The organism is Clostridium sp. BL-8, from assembly GCF_002006495.1.
Classification (GTDB): domain Bacteria; phylum Bacillota; class Clostridia; order Clostridiales; family Clostridiaceae; genus Clostridium.
The window spans coordinates 1-606 of record NZ_LZZL01000226.1 but is presented as its reverse complement, the minus strand read 5'-3'; the positions used below and the strand labels follow the sequence as shown (position 1 = coordinate 606).

General features: G+C 54.3%; 1 protein-coding gene. It reads left to right on the top strand.

Annotation, left to right across the window (positions count from 1 at the left end):
- Positions 1–606 (top strand): DUF4573 domain-containing protein (locus CLOBL_RS28340; protein WP_179117859.1); only part of this gene is annotated, 606 nt, incomplete at both ends.

Below are 606 nucleotides of genomic sequence, written 5' to 3'. Positions count from 1 at the left end.
CTCCAGTCGCCCCGGTATCGCCGGTAGGTCCGGTAGAACCTGTAACTCCGGTAGCACCGGTTACGCCAGTAGATCCGGTAGAACCTGTAACTCCAGTTGCACCAGTTATGCCGGTAGATCCAGTAGAACCTGTAATTCCAGTAGCACCAGTTACGCCGGTAGGTCCAGTAGATCCTGTAACTCCAGTTGCGCCAGTGTCACCGGTAGATCCAGTGGAACCTGTAACGCCAGTAGATCCTGTTGAACCTGTAGCTCCGGTAGCGCCGGTGTTGCCAGTATCACCGGTAGTTCCAGTAGAACCTGTAATTCCGGTAGCACCAGTGTCGCCAGTAGATCCAGTAGAACCTGTAACTCCGGTAGCACCAGTGTCGCCGGTAGATCCGGTAGAACCTGTAACTCCAGTTGAGCCAGTGTCACCGGTAGGTCCAGTAGACCCTGTAATTCCAGTAGCGCCAGTGTCACCGGTAGTTCCAGTAGAACCTGTAACTCCGGTTACTCCAGTGTCACCGGTAGATCCAGTAGAACCTGTAACTCCAGTTGCACCGGTGTCGCCAGTAGATCCAGTAGAACCTGTAACTCCGGTAGCACCAGTGTCGCCAGTAGATC